The sequence below is a fragment of the Caproicibacter fermentans genome (genome assembly GCF_009746625.1).
GTDB classification, from domain to species: Bacteria; Bacillota; Clostridia; order Oscillospirales; family Acutalibacteraceae; genus Caproicibacter; species Caproicibacter fermentans.
Genome location: NZ_VWXL01000007.1, coordinates 1 through 7,996, shown reverse-complemented (window position 1 = coordinate 7,996; position 7,996 = coordinate 1). Strand labels below are relative to the sequence as shown.

Sequence of the window (7,996 nt, the reverse complement as noted above, 5' to 3'; positions counted from 1 at the left end):
TATTTCAGCGGGAGGTGAAAAATCACATGACCAATGTAATTGCCGTTGCCAACCAAAAGGGCGGCGTCGGTAAGACCACAACCTGCGCCAATCTCGGCATCGGGCTGGCACAGGAAGGGAAAAAGGTGCTGTTGGTGGACAGCGACCCACAGAGTTCCATGACTATCAGTTTGGGCAATCCTCAGCCCGATCAACTGCCCGTGACGCTGGCGACGATCATGGGCAAGATGCTGGACGAGGAACCCATCGACCCCGGCGAGGGACTATTACACCACGACGAGGGCGTAGACCTGATGCCCGCCAATATTGAGCTTTCCGGCATGGAGGTTTCTCTCGTCAACGCCATGAGCCGTGAAAAAATTCTGAAGCAGTATCTGGACGGCGTAAAGCGTCAATACGACTATGTGCTTCTGGACTGTATGCCCTCGCTGGGGATGCTGACCGTTAATGCGCTGGCCGCAGCCGACAGCGTACTTATTCCCGTTCAGGCTCAGTACCTTCCGGCAAAGGGCCTCGAACAGCTTTTGCAGACAATCAACAAGGTGCGGCGGCAAATCAATCCAAAGCTCAAAATCGACGGCATCTTGCTGACAATGGTGGATAGCCGCACCAACTATTCCAAAGAAATCAGCACCCTGCTGCGGGATACCTACGGTTCAAAGCTGAAAGTATTTGATGTGGAGATTCCTCATTCCGTTCGCGCCGCCGAAATCAGCGCGGAGGGCAGGAGCATTTTCGCCCACGACCCGAAGGGCAAGGTCGCCGAGGCATACCGTGAGCTGACGAAGGAGGTGCTTAAAATTGAAAAGCAGCGCCAAAAACATAAGTCTGAACAGCTACGATGATATTTTTTCCACTGAGGAAACCCGCGAGGATGAAAAACGCGAAAAGGTCATGGATATGCCTCTTTCGGAGCTGCACCCGTTCCCCGACCATCCGTTTCAGGTGCGGGACGATGATTCTATGAAAGAGACTGTGGAAAGCATCAAGGAATACGGCGTGTTGGTTCCCGCCATTGTCCGTCCCCGTGCGGACGGCGGCTACGAGCTTATTTCCGGCCACCGGCGCAAACGCGCCTGCGAACTTGCGGGGCTTCCCACCATGCCGGTGATCGTCCGCAATCTGGATGATGACGCCGCGACCATCATCATGGTTGACAGCAACATTCAGCGTGAAAACATCTTGCCGAGCGAACGGGCCAAGGCATACAAAATGAAGCTGGACGCCATAAAACATCAGGGACAGAGGACAGATTTAACCTCTGTCCAAGTTGGACAGAAGTTGCAAGGCAAGGTTTCCCGTGACCTCTTAGCTGAAAATTCTCCTGACAGTTCCACGCAAATTCAGCGGTATATCCGGTTGAACGAGCTGGCACCGCAGCTTCAGCAGATGGTGGACGATAAGAAAATTGCCATGACCCCCGCCGTGGAGTTGTCATACCTCAAGCCAGAGGAACAGACTCTTTTGCTTGATACCATCGAAAGCGAACAGGCCACCCCCTCTCTTTCACAGGCTCAGCGGCTGAAAAATTTCAGTCAGGAGGGCCATTTGAACGAGGACAGTATGCTTGCCATCATGTCTGAGGAAAAGAAGCCTGAGAAAAGCGATCTCACTATCAAAGCAGACAAGCTCCAGAAATATTTCCCAAAATCGTACACCCCGCAGCAAATGGAGCAGGTCATCATCCGGCTGCTGGACGGATGGCAGAAAAAGCGGCAGCGGGATCAGGAAAGGTAATACTCGTCGTTTCAGACGTTCCGAAAGGAGCGTCTTTTTTAATTGCTAAATGAATGGAGGAAACCGCATGACAACAGAAAAAAGTAATGAGAACAGGCGCGGAAAGGAGGATGAAAAGCGAAAACGCAAATGGCCGTATATCCTTGCGATTCTTCTGCTGTTGCTGCTTCTCCTGTTGCTTCTGTTGCGAAACTGCGGAAATCAGCACCCCTGCCCGAACCCGCCGCCATCCAGTTCTGTTCCCTCGTCGTCCGTTCCGTCTCTGGACGATACCGGGAGCGCAAAACCGGGAAGCAGCAGTGCCCCATCCCGGCAGGAAATCCTGTCCCAGCTTCAAAAGCAGGAAGTCACAGTTACCGACAAGGTAAGCGCGCAGGCTTCCTTTCCCAGCGGGGCAAAAGGTAGCGCCGGAACATGGGAAGTGGAAAACCCATCCTCCAACAGCGTCGTTATGCAATGTGAAATCGTGCTGAACAGCGAAACCATAGCAAAATCCGCGCCGATCTACCCGGGCCAGCACATCGACGACCTTACCCTTTCCCGGCAAGTTTCACCCGGCGATTACAGCGTGACGGCGACCATCCGGTATTACAGCACGGATGCAAAGGCTTACCTTGGGATGGCCGACTACAGAATTCATCTTTTGGTTTCGTAATCAACCGTTTTGCGGTTGAAATAAAAACATGCAGGAGGTTTTTCAATGAAAAACAGGCTCAGAAAAATTCTCGCGGGCATCGTCACTTTTACCGTACTCGGCGTGTCGGCTGCGGTTCCGGCATTCGCCGCCGACAAGACCGACACCGGAACAGGCAGCGTCACGGGAAACGTGACGATCAACGGCTCTATCTCGCCGCTGACCATCTCCGTCACCCATCCGGTCAACGTGGCCTATGCCATCAGCCCGAACGCTGAAACCTTTACCGCCCCCGACATCGCAGTGACCAACAACACCAAAGTTGCGGTGATCGCCACGGTGGAGTCTCTGAAAGCCGCTTCGGGCGGCTCGCTGACCTTTACCGACGTTGACCCGTCCGCAAAAGCGTGGCGCTCGCTCAACCTCGCGGATTCCAAGAAGTACATCGCGCTCGGAATCTCCGCAAAGGCCAACTCCGGCTGGAACAGCGGATACAGCACGACCACCCATTGGGCGGTGAACGATTCGCCGCTGCAGGTCGGGACGCTGAATCCGAACATTTCCGGCGCGCTGTCCCTGACGGCGGATTACGGCCTCGCGTTCGACGGGGCGTACACGGCCAACCATCAGCTTGTTTTCCAGTTCCAACTCGCATAAAGGTACAGGCGGGAATTGTTCGGGATTTTCCCGGCCAATCTTCCACGCCGAAAGGAGGGCTTCTATTTGAGGCAATCATTCAGGCGGCTGTTCCTTATACCTCTGCTTGCCGCCGGTATTCTATTGTCCGGTTTTTCTCCCAGCGTTTCGGCCTCCGCTGCGTCGGTTCTAACGCTGACCGCGACGCCGAATCCGTCCGGGAACTATGTAGCGCTGAACTGGACAAACAGCGACAAAAGCCAGCCGTACAGCTATATGCTTTATTCCAAATCCGCGCATGAATCAACTTTTCAAAGCATCCCCGCCAAAGACAACGCGAAGGTTCTGAATATCTATCCCGTTGTTGCGCCGACCGTTTCTTTTACGACATGGGAAGGCAAGAGCTACACCCTGCCAAAGTCGGCGTCCCTTAAAATGCGGATGGAAACGCCGAACGAGTATGATTCCAAAGGTTACGGCAAGGGCCTCATTTCCGTGGATACCGTTTCGATCTCGGATTTTAACGCCAACCCGGACACTTATCTGAAAAACGCGGACGGCAGCTACAAATACGACGTGCTGTACTTCGGGGCGTGGGACGCTTTTGCAAGTCAGGATTTGTCCGCCACAGCGGAAACTAAGATCGACGCCTTTATCAAGACCGGGCGCGGCGTTCTGTTCGGGCATGACACGATGGTGGACAATGATACAATCTCTATGCCGAATTTCTTCAAGCTGGCCCATTACTGCGATATTCAGACCATCCCGCATTACACCGTGCTCGGTAGCTCTCAGATCAAAGTTTTCAAAAAAGGCCTGCTCACCAACTACCCGTGGGAAATCGGGGACGTGGGTACGATTCTGAACGTCCCGATGTCCCATTCCAATCAGCTTGCTTTCGGGGATGTCTGGATGACCTATCAGCAACCCTACACTTACCCCAACAGCGCGGAGGCCACCGGCTCCGGCGGGCAAGGCACAAACACTTTTTATCTGACAAGCTGGTCAAACTGCGCCATGATTCAGACCGGCCACTCCAACGGCGAGGCAACACCGGACGAGCAGCGCGTTACGGCAAACACCCTGTTTTACCTCGCGCAGATTACGACCGACACAAGCTGGAACGACCACAAAGGGCAGGATTTGGACGCGCCGGACGAACCGGCCATTTCCGGCGTCACGCATAATTCCGACCGGACGCAGTACACCGTCAATTATTCCTCTCAGGACAACGCAACCGGCTATCAATACTATGTGGAGGCCACCGGCCAGAACGACGGCGCGAAATACGATTCCCCGGTTATATCGACATCCCTAAAAACTGGGATGAAAGGTTATTCCATCGTGGTGGACAACAACCCCGATACCGTCCCGGACGGGAGCATTACAACCACGTCGGACAGCTACACTTTTTCCCGTCCCTCCGGCAGCGGCTTTTACATTCATATCGCCGCCGTGGACAACGCCGGGAATATCTCGGCTGTCGCGCACTACCATACGGATGAACTGGTTTCCGTGACGCACCCGATCAGCATCGGCTATTCCATTGACCCGAACAGCAATACCCCGTTCACCGCCCCGGACATTCAAATCACTAATAATTCCACTTTTCCCATTAAGGTTTCCGTCGCGGGGCTGAAAGCGACATCAGGCATCGGTGACGCCGCCCCCACAGCCTATTCGGATTGGAACAGCCTGACGGCTTCGCAAACCGGAAGCGGAATGGCGCTCGGCGTGGGGATCAGTCAAGCCGCCGGTTCAGGTTGGACTGCGGTTAACAGACAAACACCGGTTTATGCAAGTGATGTTGCGTCGGAAGTTCCATTGGGGACACTCGGCGCGAACGGAGCTTCCGGGAATCTGGCTCTTGCCGCTAAATTCGGTTTAGCATGGACGAACGCGAAAACCATTTTCCATGAGCTGACGCTGGATTTCACGATTACCGACTAAGCCAGTCGTTTGAGGAAGGGAGTGATATAAATGGCGGTTTTTCGTGTGGAACGAACGGGGGATTACACGGTTATGAGCAACCATCACCTGAAGAACAGGGCCTTGTCCCTGAAAGCGAAAGGGCTGCTGTCCATGATGCTCTCCCTTCCGGACGATTGGGATTATACTACGCGGGGCCTTGCCGCCATCTGCCGCGAGGGTGTGGACGCCATCGGGAAAACGCTCAAGGAGTTGGAAAGCGCGGGCTATATGGAGCGCCGCCAGCTTCGCGGTAAAGACGGGCGCATCACAGACACCGAATACATCATCTATGAGCAGCCGTGCAAGCCGCCAAGTACGCCTTTCCCGGATACGGATTCACCAGATACGGAAAAGCCGTATCTGGATAACCCGAATATGGGAAAACCGGATACGGAAAACCCCGCGCAATTAAATACTAAGGGAACTAATATCCCTAAAAAATCAAATACGTATGGAGCAAATACGTATCAATCCAATCCGGCAGATCAAAAACCGGAGGCCGTTGCCCCGGCTGATTCGATGGATGCGATGGACGCCTACCGCGAAATCATCAAAGAGAATATTTCCTACGACGTCCTGCGGCAGAGATGCGACCCGGAAAGGCTGAATGAAATCGTTGGCATCATGCTCGACACCGTGTGCAGCCGGAGAAAGGAGATTCGGATCGCCGGTGAGGACATGCCCGCCAAAACAGTGAAAAGCAGGCTTTTGAAGCTCGACGACAGCCACATCGAATACGTGCTGGAGTGCCTGGATAAAAACACCACTGATGTCCGCAATATCCGAAATTACATCCTGACCGCGCTGTATCAGGCTCCAACCACCATCAGCAGCTATTATTCGGCGCTGGTCAATCACGACATGTACGGAAGCAGCCCACCCGGACAGTAAATGTCCAGCGCGGGCTGTTTTCATACCCGACCAAAAAACAGAAAGGAGAATTTTACCATGAAACGACCCCTCGCATACATCACCGCCCCGTGGGGCGCGGATGAAATGGAAAACACCGAGGACGCGGCGCGGTACTGCCGCAAGGTCTACGACGCGGGCTTTTCGCCCATCTGCCCAATTCTATTCCTGCCGCTTTTCCTCAACGACGCCATCCCGCAGGAGCACAAGGACGGCATCGACATCGCCTGCAACTTTCTGCGCCGCGCCCACGTGCTGGTGGTCTGCGGCAGGAATGTGGACGAAACCGTAAAAAACGATATTGCCACGGCGGAACGGCTGCAAATCACCGCCACCACACTGGACGGCATCCTCACCGTCAAGGGGCAGGGCCGGGAAAAAGACGCGGAAAAGGAGTGAAGATAACGTGCCGGATTATCAGAAAATGTATCACTCGCTGTTCAACGACGTGACCGATGCCATCTCAAAGCTCCAACAGGCGCAACAAAAAACTGAGGAAATGTACATGGACAGCAAGGAAACCGTCCTCACCCCTTTTGTGAAAAAGAGTGAGGAGAAAAGGCCGGACAGCCGGTCCGATAGGAAACCGGCTCCGGCAAAGAATAAACCGCCTTCCCATGATGAACGGTGATGGTAGGCGGCTTTCTCATGGCAGGAGGTGTTTTGATTGCAGGAAGAAATAGAAAATCGCTCCGTGACGCTCATCATCAGCGGCACGAAACTGACAGGCCGAGTGCTCAAAACGGCGATTGACAAGTATCTGGCTCACCGGAAAGAAAAGAAAAACTCCAAGGCGCGCGCCGGTCCCGTGGTCCCCAACGGCAAGCAGACGGTGAAGCAGCTTGTCGGGCAGAACGCGGGCGTATCGAACATCGAGATCACCGACAGCAACATCAAATCCTTTGACCGCGTGGCGCGGAAATACGGCGTGGACTACGCCGTCAAAAAGGATCGCAGTGTGTCGCCGCCCAAATATCTTGTCTTTTTCAAGGCGCGGGACGCGGACGCCCTCACCGCCGCTTTCACCGAGTTCACGGCAAAAACGGTGAACCGGGCGAAAAGGCCATCCATCCTCTCTCGGCTCCGACAGTTCAAAAATCTTGTCAAGGCGAATACCGTTGACCGGGTGAGGCATAAGGAACAGGAGCGGGCGCGATGAGTGAGAAAACAAAAAAGCTGTTTCTGATGAATCTGCCGTATCTGTTCGTCGCGCTGTTCGCCACCAAGTTTGGAGAGTCGTGGCGGCTGGCCGCAGGCACGGACGCTTCGGGAAAGCTCCTCCACCTGATGGACGGCCTCACCGCCGCGTTTGCCTCTCCGCTGCCAAGTCTTTATCCGGCCGACCTCGGCGTGGGCGTTCTTCTCGCCGCCGCACTCCGTCTGGCGGTTTATGTCAAGGGCCGGAACGCCAAGAAGTTCCGCAAGAATGTAGAATACGGCTCGGCCCGCTGGGGAAAAACCGAGGATATCAAACCATACATCGACCCCGTTTTTGAAAACAACGTCATCCTCACGCAGACGGAACGGCTTACTATGAACAGCCGACCGAAAGACCCCAAGACGTCCCGGAACAAAAACGCGCTGGTCGTCGGCGGCTCCGGTTCCGGCAAGACGCGGTTTTTTATCAAGCCAAATCTGATGCAGTGCGATTCCAAGGATTATCCGACGAGCTTCGTTGTCACGGACCCGAAGGGCAGCATTGTCGTGGAGTGCGGAAATCTCCTGCGGCGCAGTGGATACCGCATCAAAATCCTCAACACCATCAACTTCAAAAAGTCGATGCGCTACAATCCCTTCGCGTACATTCATTCCGAAAAGGACATTTTGAAGCTGGTCACGGCGCTCATCGCCAACACCAAAGGAAACGGAAAATCCGGGGATGACTTCTGGGAAAAGGCAGAGACGCTCTTTTACACGGCGCTCATCGGCTACATCCACTATGAGGCTCCGGTCGAGGAACAGAATTTCGCCACGCTGATCGAGTTTATCAACGCTTCGGAGGTCCGGGAAGATGATGAGGAATTCAAAAATCCCGTGGATCTCATGTTTGAGGCGCTGGAAAAGAAAAAACCAAATCACTTCGCTGTCCGGCAATATAAGAAATATAAG

General features: G+C 54.2%; 10 protein-coding genes. All 10 read left to right on the top strand.

Annotated elements, in window-relative coordinates:
- Nucleotides 1–26 precede the first annotated feature (26 nt).
- On the top strand, nucleotides 27–845 hold the full coding sequence (locus CAFE_RS00910; protein ID WP_156989534.1) for a ParA family protein: 819 nt from the start codon (nucleotides 27–29) through the stop codon (nucleotides 843–845).
- A complete protein-coding gene (locus tag CAFE_RS00905) occupies nucleotides 802–1,737 on the top strand; it encodes a ParB/RepB/Spo0J family partition protein (RefSeq protein WP_156989533.1) in 936 nt (311 codons plus the stop codon). The genes CAFE_RS00910 and CAFE_RS00905 overlap by 44 nt, the downstream gene beginning before the upstream one ends.
- Nucleotides 1,738–1,804: 67 nt before the next feature.
- A complete protein-coding gene (locus CAFE_RS00900; RefSeq protein ID WP_156989532.1) occupies nucleotides 1,805–2,392 on the top strand; it encodes a hypothetical protein in 588 nt (195 codons plus the stop codon).
- Between the two features lie 45 nt (nucleotides 2,393–2,437).
- Nucleotides 2,438–3,028, top strand: coding sequence for a hypothetical protein (locus CAFE_RS00895; RefSeq protein ID WP_156989531.1), 591 nt, complete (start codon nucleotides 2,438–2,440; stop codon nucleotides 3,026–3,028).
- A gap of 66 nt (nucleotides 3,029–3,094) precedes the next feature.
- A complete protein-coding gene (locus tag CAFE_RS00890; protein WP_156989530.1) occupies nucleotides 3,095–4,957 on the top strand; it encodes a DUF5057 domain-containing protein in 1,863 nt (620 codons plus the stop codon).
- A 30-nt stretch (nucleotides 4,958–4,987) separates the two neighbouring features.
- The gene (locus CAFE_RS00885; RefSeq protein ID WP_156989529.1) at nucleotides 4,988–5,869 is read left to right on the top strand and encodes a DUF6017 domain-containing protein; all 882 of its coding nucleotides are present in this window, start codon (nucleotides 4,988–4,990) and stop codon (nucleotides 5,867–5,869) included.
- 57 nt (nucleotides 5,870–5,926) lie between these two features.
- A complete protein-coding gene (locus CAFE_RS00880) occupies nucleotides 5,927–6,286 on the top strand; it encodes a DUF7768 domain-containing protein (protein ID WP_156989528.1) in 360 nt (119 codons plus the stop codon).
- 7 nt (nucleotides 6,287–6,293) lie between these two features.
- Complete coding sequence (locus tag CAFE_RS00875; RefSeq protein ID WP_330593684.1) at nucleotides 6,294–6,518, top strand: hypothetical protein; 225 nt, start codon at nucleotides 6,294–6,296, stop codon at nucleotides 6,516–6,518.
- A gap of 36 nt (nucleotides 6,519–6,554) precedes the next feature.
- Nucleotides 6,555–7,046, top strand: coding sequence for a PcfB family protein (locus CAFE_RS00870; RefSeq protein ID WP_156989527.1), 492 nt, complete (start codon nucleotides 6,555–6,557; stop codon nucleotides 7,044–7,046).
- Nucleotides 7,043–7,996, top strand: a 954-nt coding sequence (locus tag CAFE_RS00865; RefSeq protein WP_156989526.1) for a type IV secretory system conjugative DNA transfer family protein, incomplete at its 3' end; no start/stop codon positions are given. The genes CAFE_RS00870 and CAFE_RS00865, both read left to right, overlap by 4 nt.

What these genes read in the sequence shown, in the direction of transcription:
- CAFE_RS00885 (WP_156989529.1), top strand. Translation starts at nt 4,988, where the DNA reads ATGGCGGTTTTTCGTGTGGAACGAACGGGGGATTACACGGTTATGAGC.
- CAFE_RS00910 (WP_156989534.1), top strand. Translation starts at nt 27, where the DNA reads ATGACCAATGTAATTGCCGTTGCCAACCAAAAGGGCGGCGTCGGTAAG.
- CAFE_RS00900 (WP_156989532.1), top strand. Translation starts at nt 1,805, where the DNA reads ATGACAACAGAAAAAAGTAATGAGAACAGGCGCGGAAAGGAGGATGAA.
- CAFE_RS00895 (WP_156989531.1), top strand. Translation starts at nt 2,438, where the DNA reads ATGAAAAACAGGCTCAGAAAAATTCTCGCGGGCATCGTCACTTTTACC.
- CAFE_RS00880 (WP_156989528.1), top strand. Translation starts at nt 5,927, where the DNA reads ATGAAACGACCCCTCGCATACATCACCGCCCCGTGGGGCGCGGATGAA.